The sequence below is a fragment of the Ulvibacter antarcticus genome, from assembly GCF_003688405.1.
Taxonomy (GTDB): domain Bacteria; phylum Bacteroidota; class Bacteroidia; order Flavobacteriales; family Flavobacteriaceae; genus Ulvibacter; species Ulvibacter antarcticus.
This window is the reverse complement of sequence record NZ_REFC01000012.1, coordinates 852,709-873,665: the sequence shown is the minus strand read 5'-3', so window position 1 is coordinate 873,665 and position 20,957 is coordinate 852,709. Positions and strand designations below refer to the sequence as shown.

At 37.4% G+C, this 20,957-nt stretch carries 17 protein-coding genes; all 17 read left to right on the top strand.

Translation table 11 applies throughout. The annotated features are described in order from the left end of the window. Window positions 1–41: 41 nt before the first annotated feature. The 17 genes from BXY75_RS08785 to BXY75_RS08705 all read left to right on the top strand — a co-directional run bounded on the left by BXY75_RS08785 (window position 42) and on the right by BXY75_RS08705 (window position 20,955). A complete protein-coding gene (locus tag BXY75_RS08785) occupies window positions 42–527 on the top strand; it encodes a GNAT family N-acetyltransferase (protein ID WP_121907405.1) in 486 nt (161 codons plus the stop codon). A 255-nt stretch (window positions 528–782) separates the two neighbouring features. Further along, window positions 783–1,640, top strand: coding sequence for a peptide chain release factor N(5)-glutamine methyltransferase (prmC, locus tag BXY75_RS08780; RefSeq protein WP_121907325.1), 858 nt, complete (start codon window positions 783–785; stop codon window positions 1,638–1,640). Beyond that, window positions 1,630–2,217, top strand: coding sequence for an LOG family protein (locus BXY75_RS08775; protein WP_121907324.1), 588 nt, complete (start codon window positions 1,630–1,632; stop codon window positions 2,215–2,217). Before prmC ends, BXY75_RS08775 begins: the two co-directional genes overlap by 11 nt. Before the next feature lie 74 nt (window positions 2,218–2,291). Continuing rightward, window positions 2,292–4,292: an NAD-dependent DNA ligase LigA gene (ligA, locus tag BXY75_RS08770; RefSeq protein ID WP_121907323.1), complete on the top strand. Its 2,001-nt coding sequence runs from the start codon at window positions 2,292–2,294 to the stop codon at window positions 4,290–4,292. Between the two features lie 48 nt (window positions 4,293–4,340). Beyond that, window positions 4,341–4,859, top strand: a complete 519-nt coding sequence (locus tag BXY75_RS08765) for a DUF6913 domain-containing protein (RefSeq protein WP_121907322.1) — start codon at window positions 4,341–4,343, stop codon at window positions 4,857–4,859. Further along, a complete protein-coding gene (dapA, locus tag BXY75_RS08760) occupies window positions 4,856–5,731 on the top strand; it encodes a 4-hydroxy-tetrahydrodipicolinate synthase (protein WP_121907321.1) in 876 nt (291 codons plus the stop codon). The genes BXY75_RS08765 and dapA overlap by 4 nt, the downstream gene beginning before the upstream one ends. Window positions 5,732–5,866: 135 nt before the next feature. Next, complete coding sequence (locus tag BXY75_RS08755) at window positions 5,867–6,670, top strand: outer membrane protein assembly factor BamD (RefSeq protein ID WP_121907320.1); 804 nt, start codon at window positions 5,867–5,869, stop codon at window positions 6,668–6,670. Window positions 6,671–6,681: 11 nt separating this feature from the next. Then, a complete protein-coding gene (locus BXY75_RS08750; protein WP_121907319.1) occupies window positions 6,682–7,017 on the top strand; it encodes a DNA-directed RNA polymerase subunit omega in 336 nt (111 codons plus the stop codon). A gap of 3 nt (window positions 7,018–7,020) precedes the next feature. Then, window positions 7,021–8,232: a bifunctional phosphopantothenoylcysteine decarboxylase/phosphopantothenate--cysteine ligase CoaBC gene (coaBC, locus tag BXY75_RS08745; RefSeq protein WP_121907318.1), complete on the top strand. Its 1,212-nt coding sequence runs from the start codon at window positions 7,021–7,023 to the stop codon at window positions 8,230–8,232. Continuing rightward, complete coding sequence (gene porD, locus BXY75_RS08740) at window positions 8,225–9,115, top strand: type IX secretion system protein PorD (protein ID WP_121907317.1); 891 nt, start codon at window positions 8,225–8,227, stop codon at window positions 9,113–9,115. The genes coaBC and porD overlap by 8 nt, the downstream gene beginning before the upstream one ends. Before the next feature lie 69 nt (window positions 9,116–9,184). Next, complete coding sequence (gene recN / locus BXY75_RS08735; protein WP_121907316.1) at window positions 9,185–10,837, top strand: DNA repair protein RecN; 1,653 nt, start codon at window positions 9,185–9,187, stop codon at window positions 10,835–10,837. A gap of 106 nt (window positions 10,838–10,943) precedes the next feature. Continuing rightward, a complete protein-coding gene (locus BXY75_RS08730) occupies window positions 10,944–11,759 on the top strand; it encodes an enoyl-ACP reductase FabI (RefSeq protein ID WP_121907315.1) in 816 nt (271 codons plus the stop codon). Between the two features lie 185 nt (window positions 11,760–11,944). Continuing rightward, entirely contained in the window at window positions 11,945–16,681 is a 4,737-nt protein-coding gene (locus BXY75_RS08725; protein WP_121907314.1) for a GEVED domain-containing protein, read from the top strand. A 73-nt stretch (window positions 16,682–16,754) separates the two neighbouring features. Further along, window positions 16,755–17,756 carry a glycosyltransferase gene (locus tag BXY75_RS08720; protein WP_121907313.1) on the top strand — a complete coding sequence of 334 codons (1,002 nt, stop codon included), beginning with the start codon at window positions 16,755–16,757 and terminating at the stop codon, window positions 17,754–17,756. Between the two features lie 26 nt (window positions 17,757–17,782). Further along, complete coding sequence (locus tag BXY75_RS08715; protein ID WP_121907312.1) at window positions 17,783–18,733, top strand: CdaR family protein; 951 nt, start codon at window positions 17,783–17,785, stop codon at window positions 18,731–18,733. Continuing rightward, window positions 18,730–19,308: a dephospho-CoA kinase gene (gene coaE, locus BXY75_RS08710; protein WP_121907311.1), complete on the top strand. Its 579-nt coding sequence runs from the start codon at window positions 18,730–18,732 to the stop codon at window positions 19,306–19,308. The genes BXY75_RS08715 and coaE overlap by 4 nt, the downstream gene beginning before the upstream one ends. An 84-nt stretch (window positions 19,309–19,392) precedes the next feature. Then, window positions 19,393–20,955, top strand: coding sequence for a sensor histidine kinase (locus BXY75_RS08705; RefSeq protein ID WP_121907310.1), 1,563 nt, complete (start codon window positions 19,393–19,395; stop codon window positions 20,953–20,955). The last annotated feature ends 2 nt before the right edge of the window (window positions 20,956–20,957 follow it).

The following is a 20,957-nucleotide window of genomic DNA, read 5'->3' as shown; positions in this document are numbered from 1 at the left end:
TTCGTGTATCTTCACGGCGTAAAAATACAATGAATTCTAAGATGAACCCACCCATTATCCGACCTATCCAAAAAAAAGATAATCCTCATGTTGCGACTGTAATCCGTTCGGTTCTTGTGGATATGGGAGTTCCTAAAGTTGGAACTGCTTATGCAGATACCGCTTTGGATCGCATGTTCGAAACTTATCAAAAGGAGAGAACTGTATTTTTTGTTGTAGAAGACGATGGTAAGATTATTGGCGGTGCAGGTCTTGCTCCTTTAGATAATTATGAGGGTAATGTATGTGAGCTTCAGAAAATGTATTTCCTGCCTGAGACAAGAGGTCGGGGGATAGGAAGCGCAATGATTAAAAAATGTCTTGACAAAGCAAAGGAATTTAAATTCGAGAAATGTTATTTGGAAACTATGCCCTATATGACAGCGGCTCAAAAATTATATGAACGTTCTGGTTTCTCGTATATCGACGGCCCCATGGGAGATACCGGCCATTATTCCTGTCCTGTGCATATGCTGAAGGAATTATGAATGTTCAATTATCAATGCTCAAAGTTCAATTGATGAGAGATTAAACTCATACACTGTAATTGTTTCTTAAAATTTCTTTGTCACACTGAACCTGTCGAAGTGCGAGTAAAAAGTGTCTTCGACAAGCTCAGACTGAGAGTTTTATATTTAATTAGCTTTAGAAAACATTTTATTAATTGAGCCTTCGATTATAAATTTTAATTTTGCATAACGGTTCAAATTTGCATTTTATAAATCATCAAATCATCATAATTTTTGAAACTTTCTTCCTTAAAATCTCACTTTACAAACTCTCTTTCTGAACTATATCCTTCGGAAGAAATTGGGTCTTTTTTTTCTATTCTTTCTGAAAAATTTCTGAAACTTTCTCGCGTAGAAGTAGCCATCAATCCCGACAAGAAGGTTTCCGAAGCTATCATAAATACTTTTGAAAATTGCATCGCTCGTCTGAAGCATTTTGAACCCATACAATATATTATAGGTGAAACAGAATTTTACGGCCTCCCTTTTAAAGTAACGCCGCATACACTTATTCCCAGACCCGAAACGGAAGAATTAGTGGAATGGATTGTATCAGATTTTAGAGAAATAAATCCGGGAGTGAAAATTTTAGATATAGGAACAGGTAGTGGGTGTATCGCTATATCGTTGGCTAAAAATATTTCTAATAGCTGTGTGACTGCTATAGATATTTCAAAAGAGGCATTGATCGTCGCAAATGAAAATGCCGATCTAAATAATGTTGATGTCACTTTCGAGCTTAAAGATATCTTGGCTTCCGAAGAATTAAATAGTGAATACGACATCATAGTCTCTAACCCTCCGTACGTTCGTGAATTGGAAAAGGAGCAAATGCAAGCCAACGTTTTAAAACATGAACCTAACACTGCCTTGTTTGTGAGTAATGAAAGGCCTTTGGTTTTTTATGAGGCAATTTCTAAATTGGCCATCAAGCACTTAAAACCCAATGGCTTTCTGTACTTCGAGATTAATGAGTATCTTAGTAAGGAGCTAGTAAAAATGTTGAAAGGTCTTGGATATGAAGAAGTGATTGTTCGTAAAGATCTCTTCGGAAGGGACCGAATGATAAAATGTACGTATAATGGAAAATAACAAAATTTGCGTTTTCTGTGGAAGCAGTGAAGGAAACGATCTCGCGATTATTGAAGCTGCTAAACAACTGGGAAATACATTCGCCGCACAAAATATAAGTTTGGTCTACGGAGCTGCCAAAATTGGAATTATGGGCCTCGTTGCCAAAGCAGTTTTGGAGGCAAATGGCGAAGTTATTGGTGTAATTCCAGAGTTTCTTAAAAAAAAGGAAGTTGTTCACCTCGGACTTACCGAGCTGATAACAACAGAAAACATGCACGAACGTAAATTGAAGATGCAGGAGATAAGCGATGGGTTTATTGCATTACCTGGTGGCATAGGAACTTTAGAAGAATTGTTCGAGATCCTAACCTGGTTGCAACTCGGATTACATACAAAACCTATTGGATTGCTAAATGTAAATGGTTTTTACGATGATTTATTGCAACTACTGGAAAATATGGTGCGTAAAGGATTCTTGTCCATGGAGAATTATGAATTGCTGTTAGTGGATACTAATATTGACGCATTATTGGCAAAAATGGCCGAATTTAGAGCGCCTCAAATCCCTAGATGGCTTAATGAAGAGCGTGCATAATAATTCGTTTTATAATGATCTAAAACCTCACATTCTAACCGAAGCTGTGAGGTTTAATTTTTTATATTTGCTTCATGACTACGGAAGAAAAAATCACTCAACTTCGCTTCGAACTCAGGGAGCATAATCAAAATTATTATGTCCTTGATAATCCAACGATTTCGGATTACGATTTTGATATAAAACTTAAGGAGCTTCAGGCACTGGAGAAGGCACATCCTGAATATAATGATCCGAACTCACCCACAATTAGAGTTGGAGGCGCTATTACTAAAAATTTTGATACAGTAGCACATACATATCGGATGTATTCATTGGAGAATTCATATTCTAAAGAGGATTTGGAAGACTGGGAAAAGCGAATTGAAAAACAAGTAGATGGCACGGTTGAGTTCACCTGTGAGTTGAAATATGATGGGGCGTCAATTAGTCTTACTTATGAAAATGGAAAACTTCTGAGAGCTGTCACTAGAGGTGATGGGTTTCAAGGGGATGATGTCACTGCAAATATCAGGACAATTAAGTCTGTCCCACTTCAGCTGAAAGGTGATTATCCGCCATTGTTCGATATTCGCGGAGAAATCGTTCTACCGTTTGAAGGGTTCAATAAAATGAACGAAGAGCGAATAGAAGCTGGAGAAGAGCCATATCGCAATCCCAGAAATACAGCATCCGGTAGTTTAAAACTGCAAGACAGCGGTGAAGTCGCTAAACGTCCGTTAGAGTGTTTACTGTATTCTATAACAGGGGATCGGCTTCCGTTGAATACCCAGTTCGAAAATTTAGAAAAAGCTAGACAATGGGGATTTAAGGTTCCTGAAGCAGCGATAGTTGCAAAAAGCCTTGATGAGGTACTTGAATTCGTGAATTATTGGGATGTCCACCGTCATGAATTGCCATATGAAACAGATGGAGTTGTGGTAAAAGTGAATAACCTACAGCAACAGGAAGAGTTAGGGTACACCGCCAAAGCGCCACGATGGGCGATGGCATATAAATTCAAAGCCGAACAAGTTTCTACCGTTCTAAGAGAAATTACATATCAAGTAGGGCGAACAGGAGCAATTACACCTGTCGCAAATCTGGAGCCGGTAGAACTAGCAGGAACCATTGTTAAAAGAGCTTCTTTGCATAATGCCGATCAGATTGCGAAACTTGATATTCGAGAGAGAGATACCGTTTTTGTAGAAAAAGGAGGAGAGATTATCCCGAAAATTATGGGGGTAGATCTTGCCCAACGTCCCGCAGACTCAAAGCCAACTCAATATAGAACTAGCTGTCCCGAATGCGATACTGAACTGGTTCGACAAGAAGGGGAGGCTCAACATTATTGTCCGAATGTCGATGGTTGCCCACCACAGATTATTGGTAGAATACAACATTATATTTCCCGAAAAGCCATGGATATTGAAGGGCTAGGAGGTGAAACTGTAGCACTTTTGGTGACCAATGGACTTATAATTAATTATGCAGATCTTTATGATTTAACGGTTGGTCAACTTATTCCGTTGGAACGAATGGCAGAAAAAAGCGCAGAAAATCTAGTGCTTGGCGTAGAAGCGTCTAAACAAATCCCATTCGAACGTGTATTATTTGCACTTGGAATTCGTTATGTAGGTGAGACGGTAGCCAAGAAACTGGCAAAGCATTATAAGAGTATTGATGCCATTGCGGCTGCTTCGGAAGAAGACTTAATCACCGTCGATGAAATTGGTGATAGAATCGCCCAAAGTGTCGTTGCTTTTTTTGCTTCCGAAGAGAATAGAGCCATAATCAACCGATTGAAAGAATACGGTGTCCAACTTGAAATTTCAGCCGAAAAACTCGCAAGTCAGACCGATAAGCTTAAAGGGAGCACGTTTGTGGTTTCAGGGGTATTTACAAAAGTGTCCCGTACCGAGCTTAAAAAACTTATCGAAGATAATGGAGGTAAGGTTTCAAGCTCGATATCGGCCAAAACTGGCTATGTGGTTGCAGGCGATAATATGGGGCCGAGTAAACGCACTAAAGCGGAAGGATTGGATGTTCCTATTATTAGTGAAGATGATTTTTTAGAAATGATTTCAGAAAGCTAAATAAAATATCCTAAAATCGTACTTTTGTTTCTATATAGGTTAGTGTAAATGTTTAAGAATTTAAAACGAAAATCAATCCGGAAGCAGATTGAGAAGAATTTGCATAAGAGGGATTTGACTAATGTAAATTCTTCTCTTAAAACGCTTGGGTTTTTAGTGAATGAGATGGAGTTTCAGGATTTCGAGAATCTCTATGATTTTGCCGATTTTCTTGGAATACAAAGAAAGGATGTTCGTGTTTTTTCATTTGTAGAATTTCAGAAAAAGGCTCCATCACTACGACAAAATCAGCTCAATAATAAAGATGTTTCTTGGGGCGGTGTTATTTCTAATCAGAATGCCCAGGAGTTTTTAGAAAGGGAGTTCGACATATTGATTGGATATTATAAAGGGAGTCATGAGTTTTTGGATCTCTTGGTTTCTGAAAGCCATGCAAAATTCAAGGTAGGGGCAACTGGTGCAGATCAACGACTTTTTGATCTAATCATTGAAATAGATATTGATAAAACTACTGCTTTTAAAACTGAATTAAAAAAGTATTTAACTGTGTTAAACAAATTGAAATGAAAGAATTGATAGGAACGGGAGTCGCATTAATTACGCCGTTTAAGGAAGATTTTTCTGTGGATGTTGAAGCGCTTACTAAGGTGGTGAATTTCAATATCGAAAATGGTATTGATTATCTAGTAGTGTTAGGTACCACGGCTGAAAGTGCAACGCTTTCAAAAGAAGAGAAACAGCTTGTAATTGATACAGTTGTGAAGACAAATAATGGACGTATACCTTTGGTTTTAGGTATTGGAGGTAACAACACAGCCACTGTAGCTGAAGAAATGCGATCCAGAGACCTAACAGCATTCACTGCTATTTTGTCTGTATCGCCTTATTATAACAGACCGACTCAAGAAGGAATTTATCAGCATTTTGCGGTGCTCTCCAAAGCCTCGCCTAAACCCATCATTTTATATAATGTGCCGGGCAGAACTGCTTCCAATATGTTACCGGAAACGGTGTCGAGATTGGCGAAAGATTTTGACAATATTGTAGCTGTGAAAGAAGCAGCGGGCGACATTGTACAAGCTATGAAATTGATAGCATCCTGTCCCGGAAATTTCTTGGTGATTTCTGGAGATGATATGATTACTTTGCCTATGATTATGGCAGGAGGGATGGGGGTGATTTCAGTGATTGGACAAGGTTTTCCAAAGGAGTTTTCGAATATGGTTCGATTAGGATTGGATCGGAAAGTAGATGAAGCTTACAATATTCACCATAGAATTGCCCCTATGATTGATTATATTTTTGCTGAAGGAAATCCTGCTGGAATTAAGGCTGTCTTTAGTAAATTAGGGCTATGTGGAGACACGGTGCGATTACCATTAGTAAGCGTAAGTCCCGAATTACGAAAGAAAATTGGAGTGTTTACGGATGAATTCTAATTGCCGGTCTAAAAGAAAGCGTTAAACTTTTCAAAATAGCCGTTGTAAGGCGGTTTTTAAACAATAATTTAGTGCGCTAATAAGTTTTTGTAATCAGGTAGAATTCACTACTTTTGCACGATGTTTTTTAAGACTATGAGAATAAGCGTATTACTTCTTTTTTGTTGCTCAATAATTTTTGTTTCCTGTAGCCCTTATCAAAAGGTGTATAGCGGTGATGATACCGGTGCAAAATATGTTTTTGCAGATTCTTTGTACAAGATAGGAAAGTATAAGAAATCTTTAAAATTGATGGAACAAGTGGTGCCTGCTTATAGAGGTAAACCACAGGCAGAACGTCTTATGTTTATGTACTCGAACACTTTTTATGAATTGGGCGATTTTTATTTAGCAGGATATCAGTTCGAGCGTTTTGAAACAACCTATCCAAAAAGTGATAGCGTTGAAGTAGCCGCTTATCGTTCGGCAAAGAGTTATTACGAGCTTTCACCAAAGTATTCTTTAGATCAAAAGGACACGGAAAAGGCATTAGAAAAATTACAATCATATATCAACAATTATCCTGACACCCCTTATAGAGAGGAGACAAATGCTTTAGTAGCCGAGTTAAGAGGTAAATTAGAGCGTAAGGATATTGAAGTTGCTAAGCAATATTTAAGAATTTCCGATTACAAACCGGCCATCGCAGCATTCGATAATTTTATTACAGATCATCCAGGTTCTGAATTTAGAAAGGACGCTTTCTTCGGAAGAATGGATGCACAATACCAATTGGCGATTAACAGTGTTCCTACACTGGTTGAAGAACGTTTAATTGAAGCAAAAGGATATTATAACGGTTTTGTAAAATATTATAAGGATTCTGATTTAAAGGAAGATGCAGATAAGATCCTCAATGATATTAACAAACGTCTAAATAAAAAAGAACCTACAAGTTAACACTATAGATTATGACAGATATTAAAAATTCTGAAGCACCTATCAATACTACTACAATTGATAAAAACATTATTGACGCGCCAACGAATAATATTTACGAGGCTATTTCAATAATTTCGAAGAGAGCGAATCAGATTAATGGAGATATCAAGAAAGAACTTCTTGAAAAGTTAGATGAGTTTGCTACTTACAACGATAGTTTAGAAGAAATCTTTGAAAATAAAGAGCAGATTGAAGTATCTAAGTTTTACGAAAAACTTCCTAAGCCACACGCATTAGCTGTTCAGGAATGGATCGAAAATAAGATCTACTACAGAAATACCCAAGACGAAGAAATCGAAAAATAAAAAATGTCGGTACTAAGCGGTAAAAATATAGTGCTTGGCGTAACTGCCGGTATTGCCGCTTATAAAGCTGCCTTTTTAGTTCGATTGTTAGTAAAAAGGGGTGCGAATGTGAAGGTGGTTATGACCGCTTCAGCAAAAGAATTTGTCACGCCACTTACCTTATCCACGCTCTCAAAGAACGAAGTATTTTCCTCCTTTACCAATGAGGAAGACGAAAACGCCCAATGGAATAACCATGTCGAGTTAGCCCTTTGGGCAAATTTGGTTTTAATAGCTCCGGCAACTGCCAATACCTTGTCTAAAATGGCAAATGGCAACTGCGACAATCTACTTTTAGCCGTATATCTCTCTGCAAAATGCCCAGTGTATTATGCGCCGGCAATGGATCTCGATATGTATAAGCATCCGAGTACTTTAGAGACTTTTAAGAAGTTGGATAGCTTCGGAAACATCCAAATTCCTGCGGGACATGGCGAGTTAGCCAGTGGCTTAATCGGACAAGGCCGTATGGCAGAACCTGAAGATATCGTCGCTTTTTTAGAGAGGGATATCATACAATCACTTCCCCTTCGTTCCAAAAAAATACTCATCACAGCAGGTCCTACCTTTGAAGCAATAGATCCCGTACGATTTATCGGAAACCATTCCAGTGGTAAAATGGGCTTCGCTATAGCGGAAGCAGCCGCGAATCTTGGGGCTCAGGTACTACTTATCACAGGTCCGGTGAGTTTGAAAACCGATAATGCTGCCATTGAAGTGATTTCAGTGCAATCGGCTCAAGAAATGTACGACGCGACTCACGCTGGCTTCGGAAGTTGTGACATTGCTATTTTAAGTGCCGCTGTAGCAGATTACAAGCCTGTAGTGGTAGCTTCAGAAAAAATAAAAAAGAAAGACAGTTCGCTTACTTTAGAATTAGAAAAAACCAAAGATATACTCGCGTCTTTAGGAGCAATTAAAAAATCTCAATTCCTTGTAGGCTTTGCGCTCGAGACCGAGAATGAACTCGAAAATGCAAAAACAAAACTGAAAAAAAAGAATTTAGATTTAATTGTCTTAAATTCGCTAAAAGATAAAGGTGCCGGATTCAAATCGGATACAAACAAAGTGACTTTGATTACCAAAGACAATAAAGTGCTTCCTTTTCCGGTTAAAGCTAAGTCTGAAGTGGCAATCGATATATTAAATCATATTATAGAACAGATTCATGCGTAGAATAATACTTTTAGTTGCGATATTAATTGGAGCATACACAGTTCAAGCTCAGGAATTGAATTGCACGGTAGTGATCGATGCAGAGCAAACCGGGCAAACAAATCTTCAGATTTTTAAGACACTTGAACAACAACTTACGGAATTCGTAAATAATACGAATTGGACCAATAGGGAATACAAAAATCAGGAACGAATTGATTGCAGCATATCTTTGATTATTTCAGAATATGATGGAACGACATTCACCGGGAGTATGCAAATTGGTTCTTCAAGACCCGTATTTGATTCTACCTATGATAGTCCGGTGTATAACTACAATGACAAGCAAGTAGCATTTAGATATAAAGAATTTGAACCCCTCAATTTCAATTTGAACACTTATGAGTCGAATTTGGTATCTATAGTTTCCTATCATATTTATACGCTTATTGGTTTAGATGCAGATACCTTTGCTCCAAACGGTGGAGAAAATTATTTTAAAATAGCAAAGCAGATTGTGGGTACTGCTGCATCAAGTAGTTTTACAGGTTGGAAACCTACCGATGGAACTCAATCCCGTTATCAATATAACGATGCGATTCTTTCGCCTGTTTACAAAGAATTTCACACTGCAATGTACGATTATCACCGCGTTGGATTGGACGCTATGTCTGAAGATCAAAAGGAGGCAAAGAATACAATTATTGGATCTATTAAAACGCTCAAAGGAATTAATGACCGTAGACCTAATTCGTATCTTTTGCGTACTTTCTTCGATGCTAAAAGCGGAGAAATTCAGTCGATATTTTCTGGCGGACCTAGAGTTGATATTGCCGAATTGGTTGAAAATCTTACGAGAATGGCACCTACCAAGAGAAGTGCCTGGAGTGAAATAAAGTTATAAAACAGCTTCTGTTTCGCTTGCGATTGTAGTAAAACTCACTTACTTTAGAAAAAACTTTAATCTTCATTCGTGATAACAAACCTCGCTATAAAAAATTATGCGCTTATTGACGATGTCAATGTGAAGCTACACGAAGGTTTAACCATTATTACTGGCGAAACCGGAGCGGGTAAATCCATCCTGCTTGGAGCTCTGGGAATGATTCTCGGAAAAAGAGCCGATATGGGAAGCGTTAAAAATCCGGACAAGAAATGTGTTATTGAAGGAGAATTTTCTATTGCGGCCTACAGATTAGAAGATGTGTTTGCAGCAAATGATCTGGATTACGATGCACAGACGATAATTAGACGTGAAATCCTGCCTGGTGGAAAATCCAGGGCATTTGTAAACGACAGTCCCGTTTCTCTTTCACAACTTCAGTCGATTGCCGAACATTTGGTCGATATTCACAGTCAGCATGAAACTCTTTCTTTAGCTTCTGAAAGTTATCAGATGGAAGTGATTGATGCGTTGGCAGATTCAAATTCCGTGTTACAAAAGTATCAGGAGAAATTGGAATCTTTCCGAAGTATAACCGCAAAAATTTCAGAATTAAAAGGACTACAAGAAACAGCAGCCAGAGAGTTGGATTATCACACATTTTTACATAAAGAATTAGAAGAAGCAAATTTGAAAGGAGTCGATATTGTTCAAATAGAGGAAACCTATGAGACACTGAGCAATACTGAAGTGATTCAGGAGTCTTTTTCGAAGATACTTCAATTGATTTCTGAAGAAAATATAGGTTCATTAGAGACTGCAAAAGAAGCGAGAATCGCACTCGGAAAAATAAAGGGATTTTCAGGGACTTATGAAGAATTCTGGAATCGCTTGAACAGTGTTATCATTGAGTTGGAAGATGTTTTTGAAGGCATGGAAGATCAATTGTCGAATGTGGAAGCAGATCCTTCAAAATTATTCGAGATCAACGAAAAATTGCAAACAATCTATAAACTTCAGCAGAAACATTCGGTGGCGACGGTTTCAGAATTATTAGAAATTCAGGAAAGCTTGTCAGAAAAGATTGATGATACGGTGAGTATGGACGATCGGCTTCAGAAATTAGAAAAAGAGCAAATTACTATTAAAGAAGAAATTATCGCTATTGGTAGCAGTCTTCATAAAAAAAGGAAAGAGGCTATTCCGAAGTTAAAAGAACAACTGGAAGGCTATTTATTTGAGTTAGGCTTACCAAATGCCCAATTTAAATTTGAATTGCATCAAGGAGTAGAATTTAGAAAAAACGGTATTGATGTATTGGACTTATTATTTACAGCGAATAAGGGATTGGCCTTTGGTTCATTGAAAAAAGTGGCTTCGGGAGGAGAGATGAGTCGGATTATGTTGGCTGTTAAAGCGGTGCTTGCGAGGTATAAAAAACTCCCAACAATTATTTTCGATGAGATCGATACGGGCGTGTCGGGTGAAATTGCGAATCGTATGGCTGGAATTTTAGCCGGAATGAGTCGTTCAATGCAGTTATTGAGTATTACACATCTACCGCAGATAGCTGCAAAAGGATTACACCATATAAAGGTATATAAGCAAGATGTGGAAGAAGTTACACAAACCCGTTTGAAGAGTTTATCGCAGGAAGAGCGCATAGTTGAAATCGCGCAAATGATAAGTGGTCATAATGTAACCGAAGCGGCGATTGCGAATGCAAAAGAACTATTGAATTAAAATGTATATTTGTGTATAGATAGAAAATACGCTGTTAACTCGATAAATTAGAGTAGAGTTGTAATGTGTTTTCGATAAAAAGTAACGCTAACTTAATCAGAAAAGTATGTCATATAATTTATTAAAAGGAAAAAGAGGAATCATTTTTGGGGCTCTTGATGCTAATTCTATTGCTTGGAAAACTGCCGAGCGAGTTCATGAAGAAGGAGGTTCTTTTGTTCTTACTAACGCGCCTATTGCGATGCGTATGGGGCAAATCAACGAGTTAGCAGAAAAGACTGGTTCTCAAATCGTGCCTGCTGATGCAACAAGTATAGAAGATCTTGAAAATTTAGTTCAAAAATCTGTAGAAATTTTAGGAGGTAAGTTGGATTTCGTTTTGCATTCTATTGGTATGTCGGTAAACGTTAGAAAAGGAAAGCATTATACCGATCAAAATTACGATTGGACTCAAAAAGGTTGGGATGTTTCGGCTGTGTCTTTTCATAAGACGATGCAAACATTGTACAAAAATGACGCAATGAACGAATGGGGGAGTATAGTTGCTTTAACATATATGGCTTCTCAGCGTGTTTTTCCTGATTACAATGATATGGCAGATAATAAGGCTTATTTGGAGTCGATAGCGCGTAGTTTTGGTTATTTCTTCGGAAAGGAAAAAAAGGTGAGAGTGAATACTATTTCGCAGTCGCCAACACCAACAACGGCGGGGCAAGGAGTGAAAGGATTTGATAGTTTTATTAGTTATGCAGAAAAGATGTCTCCACTTGGAAATGCTACTGCTTTAGATTGTGCAAATTATACAATAGCGATGTTTAGTGATTTAACAAAAAGAGTCACTTTACAAAATCTTTATAATGATGGAGGATTTTCTAATATGGGTGTAAGTAATGAAGTGATTGAAGCAATAAGCAAAGAATAGTAAAATTTTTCTTAATAAGCTAAAAAGCTGCCTTTCTGGAATATGGAAGGCAGCTTTTTTTGTTGCGTATTATGTAGGAATTTAGTATTAATCGATAAAAGAAGTCGGTTGTCGAAAAAATAATTGGAATCCCATTATTTAAATTACTTTTAAGATACTATTAACTATTATAATAATCTCATATTATGAAAAAAATTACATTACTAACCTTACTCTTTGTCTGCGCTATAGGTTTTAGCCAGCACAAAGTGTCGGAGTTGGGGACGGATATTAGGGCCTCCCAACGCACACAGCAAACGAGCCAAGTTCAGGATCGGCCAGCTGTAAATCAATCAAACAGTGAAAATTTTGCAACTCAGATGATTGGGAACTATGGAGATAATAATCCATTGTATTTCAAAACTCAGAGTGCAAGTGTAAATGTTACCCCATCTCGTACTGAGGCAATGGGAGTAAGTACGTTAGGGCAGAATGCTCCTTACTATGTTTCTCAGCCAATGACTGAAGTAACATATAAGAGCATTACTTCAGGGAATGAAGTAGCGAGTTCAATGGGAGTTAATAACCCTTATTTTGCCGGACAAGGTCAAAACAATAAGTATGTGAACATGTACTTAAACGGTTTTGCAGAAATTCCTACTAATGTAGAGGCAGAGATTGTAGCCAATGAGGCTTATCAGATAAGCCCTGCAAACCAGGTTGTAAATCGTCCTGTTTCAAATAATACCGGAGCAAGAATCCTTGCAGATATTATTCCAACAGCAGGTGCAACAGAAACATTCACTCCAGCATTAGGAGACCACTTTTTCGATCCGGGAGGACCGGGAGGAAGTAGTACTGGCGGAACTGCCGGTAACTATCCAAACTGTGGATGTGTTACTTTGACTACACTAGATGGTGTCTCTGAAGTTGAATTTCAATTTTTCAGTGTTTTTGCAAACTTCGATTGGTTAAAAATCTACGATAGCGCAGATACATCTGGACCTATTTTATTTAACAATGCTGCTGGTGGAGCAAATGAAGGTGACATTACGTTAGCCGACATGATTGCTTCTCATGGTTCTGGAATTTTTACTGGAACTTCCGGGTCTTTAACGTTTGAATTCAACGCAACTGCCGTAGTTGATTATGGTGGATGGGATGCTGAAATTACTGCATTGTCTGCACCAGTTGTATTTCCAGCTCCTTATTGTGGACCACTGGTATTTACTAGTGCTGTAGAACCAATGACTTTGGTTGATGTTGCAGGAATTAGTAATGTAACTGATGCTACAGTAGGCGGAACACCAGCTCACGAAGACTTCACACTTATTGTTGGAGCTATGGAGGAAGGAATGTCTTATCCTATAGCACTTGAAGGAAATACTGACGGAAACTTTACAAATAGATTTGCTGTTTTTATCGACTGGAACCAAAATGATGTTCTTGACGATGCCGGTGAAGTTTATGAAATTACTCAAACAATAATAAATTCTAACGGTACCGATGGACAGCAAGCAACAGGAAGTATAGTTGTACCAGCTGGTGTTACTGCAGGAGATACTAGAATGAGAGTTAAAAAAATATTTGGTACTACCAATTATTTAGATCCTTGTTTAGGAACTGGATTTGGACAGGCTGAAGATTATACAATCACTGTAACCACTGGTGGTGGTGGTGGAGGAACTTCTGGTCCTTGTGCAACTACCGGTCCTGGTAATGCTTTCGAGAATGGAAAGAGTTTTACAAACAACCTTGGTCGTATCGTAGCACATGATGTAACGGTAGATGCTGATGGAGACTTTATGTTAGAAATGGTGAACTTAAACGCGTTTATCGGAGCTACCGGTTCTGGTGTAAATGCTGCTTTTGTTGATTTCTATGTATATGAAGATGCAGCTGGTGCGCCAGGTACAATTCTTACTTCAGAATTAGCGATGATTCCAGCTTCACAAACAGTTGTGGGTGGAAACTTTGGATTTGATACATGGGATGTTGAATTGGATGTAACCGACATCAACCTTCCTGGTCAAGCAGGTGTGCCAACTACTTATTGGATTGGTGTATCATTAGAGCCAACAGATGGATCTAATACTTTCTGGGAAAACTCTACTGCTGGTCTTGTTGGATTAGGTGAAGCTTATGACGATGGTCTTGGTGGAGGATATGTACTTGATAACACTCTTGAAGGTGTTTATACAATTGCAGGTACATGTACAACTGCAGGTGGAGGTACTTCTGCACCTTGTTCTACAGATGGTTTAAGTAATGCTTTCGAAAATGGAAAGAGTTTTACAAACAACCTTGGTCGTATCGTAGCACATGATGTAACGGTAGATGCAGATGGAGACTTTATGTTAGAAATGGTCAACTTAAACGCGTTTATTGGAGCTACCGGTTCTGGTGTAAATGCTGCTTTTGTTGATTTCTATGTATATGAAGATGCAGCTGGTGCGCCAGGTACAATTCTTACTTCAGAATTAGCGATGATTCCAGCTTCACAAACAGTTGTGGGTGGAAACTTTGGATTTGATACATGGGATGTAGAATTGGATGTAACAGACATCAACCTTCCTGGTCAAGCAGGTGTGCCAACTACTTATTGGATTGGTGTATCATTAGAGCCAACAGATGGATCTAATACTTTCTGGGAAAACTCTACTGCTGGTCTTGTTGGATTAGGTGAAGCTTATGACGATGGTCTTGGTGGAGGATATGTACTTGATAACACTCTTGAAGGTGTTTATACAATTGCAGGTACATGTACAACTGCAGGTGGAGGTACTTCTGCACCTTGTTCTACAGATGGTTTAAGTAATGCTTTCGAAAACGGAAAGAGTTTTACAAACAACCTTGGTCGTATCGTAGCACATGATGTTACTGTTGCCGCCGATGGAGACTTTATGTTAGAAATGGTCAACTTAAACGCATTTATCGGAGCAACTGCTTCAGGTGTAAATGCTGCTTTTGTTGATTTCTATGTATATGCAGATGCAGCTGGAGCTCCGGGTGCAATTCTTACTTCAGAACTAGGGATGGTTCCAACAGCACAAACAGTGATTGGTGGAAACTTCGGATTTGATCTTTGGGATGTTGAACTAGATGTAACAGATATTAACCTTGCTGGTCAGGCAGGTTCTACAACTACATACTGGATTGGAGTATCTTTAGAGCCAACAGACGGATCTAATACTTTCTGGGAAAACTCAACTGCTGGTCTTGTTGGATTAGGTGAAGCTTATGACGATGGTCTTGGAGGAGGATTTATAATTGACAACACACTTGAAGGAGTTTACTCTTTCGCTGGTACTTGTACTGGTGGAGGCGGTGGAACTGGTGGACCATGTTCTACTGAAGGTTTAAGTAATGCTTTCGAAAATGGAAAGAGTTTTACTAAAAACCTTGCTCGTATTGTTGCTCATGACATAACTGTTGCAGCCGACGAAGAGTTCAATTTAGAGACTATTAACTTGAATGCGTTTATTGGAGCCACTGGTTCTGGTGTAAATGCTGCTGATGTAGATATCATTATCTATGAAAATTCAGGTGGACTACCGGGAGCTGTTGTTACTTCATTTGCCGCTTATGTTCCAGACTCACAAACCGTAATTGGAAACAACTTCGGATTTGATGTATGGGATGTTGAGTTAGATATTCCGGATGTACTATTACAAGGTCAAGCGGGTGTACCAACTACTTATTGGGTTGGAATCTCTTTAGAGCCAACAGATGGATCTAATACTTTCTGGGAAAACTCCACTGCTGGTTTAGTAGGATTGGGTGAAGCCTACGATGATGGTCTTTCAGGTGTCTTTGTAATTGATAATACACTTGAAGGAGTGTATACTTTTGCAGGAACTTGTTCTCCATTAATTGTTGTGCCAGATCCAACATACGATACTTGTGACGGAGCTCGTTCAATTATGTGTGGTGAAATCGTAGCAGGAAGCACTATTGGTGCTACTGGAGACAGTGCTGTTGCTCCTACTTGTGATACTACTGTAACTGCAGCTGGTGTTTGGTATAAGTACGAAGACACAACTGGTTTAGTAACTGATATCACAATTACAATGTGTAATGGAACTACTGATTATGATAGTAAGTTATCTGTTTATACTGGAGATTGTAACGCACCACCATTAACATGTGTGGTTGGTAACGATGATACTTGTGGACTACAGTCTGAAGTTTCATTCCAGAGTGATGGTAATACAACTTTCTATATTTTGGTACATGGTTTTGGAACAGCAACTGGTAACTTTGAGTTAGAGATGCTTTGTACTCCAATCCCACCACCAAACGATATGATCGCGAACTCTATCGATGTTGATGAGAATGGACCACTTCCTTATACAGATCCTGCTGTAGCCATGCCAGCTGCAACTACTGAAGCTGGTACGCCAGCTGATTGTGACAACGCTGGAGTAAAAGGTGTATGGTACAATTTCGTTCCTGAAGGTGACGGAGATGCTACAGCTACTATTACTAGCCCTGCTGGATTTAGTTCTGTAACTTTCTATACAGCTCCTAATGAGAATGCAGTAGAAACAGATCTTACATTGGTTCCTTATTTTTCTAACCAATGTGTACCTGGAAATACAGCAACTATTCTTACTACAGCTGGTCAGGCATACTATGTGTATGTAGCTAACCACGGTGGAATTACAGATATCGTAATTGATGGTACTAACTTGGGTACTCCGAATAATACAATCGAAGGATTCTCGTATTATCCAAACCCAACCGAAGGTACTCTTAATTTAACATCTGTAGATAACATCGAAAGTGCTGCTATTTACAATATGTTAGGTCAAAAAGTAATTGACCAAAACATAGATGCTACTACTTCAGTTCTTGATTTATCAAGTCTTGCAACCGGAACTTACATTATGAAAGTTTCTGCTAATGGACAAGTTGGTACTTACAAGATTCTTAAGAAATAGAATAGAGTAATTCTAATACTAAAGCCGTTCCAATACATATTGGGACGGCTTTTTTTTTGTTTATCTTTACCAGATGAATCTCGATTTTTCCTTCATTATACCGGTATACAATCGTCCTCAGGAGATCAAAGAGCTTTTAATAAGTTTTTCTGAAATGGATTTTGATGCTAGCTACGAGATCGTTATTGTTGAAGATGGTTCTTCGGAAAGTGCCGAAAAGGTGATTGCTGAGTTTTCTGAAACTTTGAATGTTTCATATTATTTTAAGCCTAATTCAGGTCCGGGTGATTCCCGAAACTTTGGAATGCAAAAGGCCAAAGGAAACTACTTTATTATTTTGGATTCAGATTGTTTGCTACCTCCACATTACCTTAAAACTGTACAATCCTTTTTAAGTCAGAATTTTGTTAATTGCTATGGAGGCGCAGATGCAGCACATCAAAGTTTTAGTCCGTTACAAAAAGCAATTAATTACGTGATGACCTCATTTATCACTACTGGAGGGATACGAGGAAGTGAAAAAAGCGTTTCCAATTTTGAGCCTAGAAGCTTCAATATGGGAATTTCGAAAGAAGCATTCTTAAAAACTGGTGGTTTTGCTAAAATTCATCCAGGAGAAGATCCAGATCTTTCGCAACGAATTATTAAGGCAGGATTTGAAACAGCATTTGTTCCGGATGCATATGTGTATCATAAAAGACGTATTTCCTGGAATAAGTTTTATACTCAGGTAAAGAAATTCGGAATGGTGAGGCCTATCTTAAATAGCTGGCATCCACAAGCTTCAAAGATTAGTTTTTGGTTTCCAAGTTGTTTCGTTTTTTTTGTAATCAGTTCTGTTATAATGGCATTATTAGTTGATTTGAAATGGTTTTTACCATTACTGGGATATATGGTATTAATCTTTATTGATTCTAGCTATAGAAACAGCAGTGTATATATAGGAGCTTTGTCGGTTATTGCTGTATTTGTACAATTTTTTGGTTATGGACTGGCCTTCTTAAAATCAACCTTTTACATAGCCCTTTTAAAGAAAGATCCTCAAAAGCAATTTCCAAGTTTATTTTTTAAGTAATTTTAATAGATTCAGAAAAGAAAAAAATGAAGAAACAGCTTAAGAATCCTTTTAAAAATACCAAGTTTAAGGCGTTTTTGTTCTTTTTGTTTTTAGCAACATTCTTCTGGGTGTTAACAAAATTTTCAAGACAATATACAGCTTCAGCAACGATGGATATTCATTGCATAAATGTGCCGGCCACTACTATGTTAGCGCATAGTAATTATAAAAGTATAGATGTAGATCTTACCACTAACGGATTTGAGTTTTTGTATTACAAACTTAATAGACCGGATATTACTATTGATGTAGCATCGTTTTATAAAGAAGGTTCGAAAGAGGTGATAATCCCAAGTGTTGATTTAGCACGAATGATTTCATCAAGACTTAAATCTAATATAGCTGTAAACAACATTTTGGTCGACAATCTAATTGTAAAACTTGACGAAATTATAAGTAAGAAGGTACCTGTTTTTTCTGAAGTTAATCTTGAATATAAAAATGGTTTCAGAGCAGTAGATACGGTAAGTGTAAGTCCCGACTCTGTAAATATTTCGGGTCCTTCAGAATACGTTGAAAAAATTGACATAATACGAACAGATAATATTTCAGAAAAAAATATTGATAAGAACGTTATCAAAACAGTAAAATTACAGAATCCTGATGTCAATAATCTGATTATAGATATTTCTGAAGTAACAATTGAAGTGAAAGTTGCAGAGTTTTCACAGAATGAAGTGATCCTTAATGTGGAAATTATCAATGCCCCGGAAAGCACAATTATTAAATTAATTCCAGAAGTGGTTACCGTAACATTCGATGCGTCGGTGGATGATTTCAAAGGTATCTCAAAGCAGGAATTTCGATTAGTTTGTGATTATACAGAGAGAAATAAGGAAGAGAATTTTATGATTCCGAAGCTGATAAAACACCCGAAGGGCATCGTAAACATTCTAATTGATTCAGAAAAAATTGATTATTTAATCTTTAAATGAAAATAGTTGGACTTACAGGCGGAATAGGAAGTGGTAAATCTACAGTTGCCGCAATGTTCAAAGAATTGGGTGTAGCGGTATATATTGCAGATGTGGAGGCTAAAAGATTAATGACATCTTCTAAAATAATTCGAAGAAAACTGACCTTATTACTGGGAGATCAGGCTTACAATAAGGATGGTTTGAATCGGTCCTTTATCGCAAATAAGATATTTAATGATACATCTTTACTAGAAACGGTTAACGCTATTGTTCATCCTAAAGTAGCCAGTCACTTTAAACGTTGGATTAAAAAGCAAAAAGGAAATTATTGTATAAAAGAAGTAGCCATCCTTTTTGAAAATGGAGGGCATAAACAATGTGACCTAACTATTTTGGTTACCAGTCCTGAAGAAGTAAGAATAAACAGAGTCATGGAACGTGATAAAAGCACACGTAAGGAAGTTCTCGACCGTATTAAAAACCAATGGACTGATGCAGAAAAGGCTGAACTAGCTGATATAATTATTGAGAATGTCATTTTGGAATCTACTGCAAAACGGGTCTTGGAAATCCACAAAGAGCTTCAAAAATAGGTGCTTGTAACTCCTCGAATTTCATTTTGTTAACATTTGGTTAAATGGACAGAAGCCTAAATGTTAAAATCTTACTTTTGATATATGAACAAAAAGTTGTTTGCCCTTCTTATTGCTTTGATGACCCTTTCATTATTAGGGATAATATTTGTTCAGGGGTATTGGATATCGAATTCATATCAAACAAAAGATGATCAATTTAATTTTAATGTTCAACAGATTTTAACCGTCACCTCTAAGGAAATACATCTTAGAGAAGTAGATTATTATTATAAAATTTATGATGGCTTTATAGATAGCATTCAAACTCCTGATAATGTAAGTATCAGCGAACTTATTTATAAGATTAATAATAAAAACAACGAAGAAACCTATATATTTTCGGATGGTATTTTGCAGGAGGACTATAAATTGTCTTCCAATTTTCTGGATACGGAAATAGACAGTATTCAGTTTAAAAAATTAACTAACCGTCAAAGTACGACAAAAATCACTCCGGGAATAGATGGGAGTAGTGAGATTCATACCACTATAAATTCATTAACCCGATTAAAAGATTATGAACGCATTCAGTTTGAAAGAGCGTTTAGTAATATTTCGTCTAAAACCCCGATACATAAGCGGGTAACTAAGGCAGAAATTGAAGAGATTATCTCTAGTGAATTGAAAGCACGTGGGATGAAATCCAAGTTTGAATATGCAATTTACAGTAATAAATTGGCGACCAAGGTACAGTCGAAACATTTTACTTTGAATCCTGAATCCACTTATAGTGTTCCGCTGTTCGTTAATGTGGATATGAATTCGAAGTATGAATTGTATGTAAACTTTTCAGAGAAAGAAAAAGTGGTGCTCAATTCAATTATTGGAATGGCCATGTTGTCTTTGACATTTACAGCAGTAATTGTTCTGGCGTATGCTAGTGCTCTTTCTCAGATCTTTAAACAACGACAGATATCTCAGATAAAAAGTGATTTTATTAATAATATGACGCATGAATTTAAAACACCAATCGCTACTATCAATTTAGCATTGGATGCTTTAAAAAATCCTAAGGTGAAGGATGATCACGAGTTTCTAGGTAGATATTTAGGGATGATTCGAGAGGAAAACCGCAGAATGCATGCACAGGTTGAAAACGTACTTAGGATTTCGAAACTCGAGAAGAATGAAATAGACCTTCCAAAGGAAAGGATAAAGTTACACGATATTATAGATGACGCAATAAGCCATGTTAGCTTGATCATAGAAGATAGGGGTGGATATATACATACCAATTGTGAGGCCGCAAAATCATCGGTCTTAGGAAATGAACTACATCTTACAAATGTGGTTGTAAACATCCTTGACAATGCAATAAAGTATTCGGACGATGCTCCTAAAATTGACATTTATACCGAAAATGTAAAAAACAGCATTATTCTGAAAATTTCCGATCAGGGAATTGGGATGTCTAATGCAGTTCAAAAGAAAATATTTGAAAAATTTTACCGGGAACATACCGGTGATATACATAATGTAAAAGGTCACGGTCTTGGATTAGCATACGTAAAACGTATACTGGATGATCACGATGCACAAATTTATGTGGAGAGTGAAAAAGACAAAGGCAGTACTTTTATAATAAAACTACACTTAATATCTTAAAT

Coding starts and splice junctions, on each gene's coding strand:
- BXY75_RS08730 (WP_121907315.1), top strand. CDS start 10,944: ATGTCATATAATTTATTAAAAGGAAAAAGAGGAATCATTTTTGGGGCT.
- coaBC (WP_121907318.1), top strand. CDS start 7,021: ATGTCGGTACTAAGCGGTAAAAATATAGTGCTTGGCGTAACTGCCGGT.
- dapA (WP_121907321.1), top strand. CDS start 4,856: ATGAAAGAATTGATAGGAACGGGAGTCGCATTAATTACGCCGTTTAAG.
- BXY75_RS08750 (WP_121907319.1), top strand. CDS start 6,682: ATGACAGATATTAAAAATTCTGAAGCACCTATCAATACTACTACAATT.
- BXY75_RS08785 (WP_121907405.1), top strand. CDS start 42: ATGAACCCACCCATTATCCGACCTATCCAAAAAAAAGATAATCCTCAT.
- BXY75_RS08775 (WP_121907324.1), top strand. CDS start 1,630: ATGGAAAATAACAAAATTTGCGTTTTCTGTGGAAGCAGTGAAGGAAAC.
- ligA (WP_121907323.1), top strand. CDS start 2,292: ATGACTACGGAAGAAAAAATCACTCAACTTCGCTTCGAACTCAGGGAG.
- coaE (WP_121907311.1), top strand. CDS start 18,730: ATGAAAATAGTTGGACTTACAGGCGGAATAGGAAGTGGTAAATCTACA.
- BXY75_RS08765 (WP_121907322.1), top strand. CDS start 4,341: ATGTTTAAGAATTTAAAACGAAAATCAATCCGGAAGCAGATTGAGAAG.
- BXY75_RS08720 (WP_121907313.1), top strand. CDS start 16,755: ATGAATCTCGATTTTTCCTTCATTATACCGGTATACAATCGTCCTCAG.
- porD (WP_121907317.1), top strand. CDS start 8,225: ATGCGTAGAATAATACTTTTAGTTGCGATATTAATTGGAGCATACACA.
- BXY75_RS08715 (WP_121907312.1), top strand. CDS start 17,783: ATGAAGAAACAGCTTAAGAATCCTTTTAAAAATACCAAGTTTAAGGCG.
- BXY75_RS08755 (WP_121907320.1), top strand. CDS start 5,867: ATGAGAATAAGCGTATTACTTCTTTTTTGTTGCTCAATAATTTTTGTT.
- BXY75_RS08705 (WP_121907310.1), top strand. CDS start 19,393: ATGAACAAAAAGTTGTTTGCCCTTCTTATTGCTTTGATGACCCTTTCA.
- BXY75_RS08725 (WP_121907314.1), top strand. CDS start 11,945: ATGAAAAAAATTACATTACTAACCTTACTCTTTGTCTGCGCTATAGGT.